This window comes from Anaerococcus lactolyticus ATCC 51172, assembly GCF_000156575.1.
GTDB classification, from domain to species: domain Bacteria; phylum Bacillota; class Clostridia; order Tissierellales; family Peptoniphilaceae; genus Anaerococcus; species Anaerococcus lactolyticus.
On sequence record NZ_GG666200.1, the window covers coordinates 1 to 234 of the forward strand.

Annotated in this window: 1 protein-coding gene; it reads right to left on the reverse strand. The window is 66.7% G+C overall.

Annotated features, from left to right (window positions below):
- On the reverse strand, window positions 1-81 hold an 81-nt coding region (locus HMPREF0072_RS10825), incomplete at its 3' end, for a mercury resistance protein (protein WP_039931623.1).
- Window positions 82-234 lie beyond the last annotated feature (153 nt).

The window sequence follows — 234 nt, forward strand, 5'->3', positions numbered from 1 at the left end:
AGTCAGCACGGCCAGCGTGCCCCACAGGTAGCCGGTGAACGGTTTGTGCGTCTCGGCCGGCATGCGCTCGGGGCTGTTCATGGCAAACTCTCCGCATGCTGTGCCGGCGCGGTCGGCATGGCGGCCAACTGCACTTCCAGATTGGCCAACGCTTCGCGCCGGCGTTCGACGAACTGACGCAGCACAGCAAGCTGCGCGGCAGTTTCATCGCAGTTCGCCGCATCCAGCGCCCGG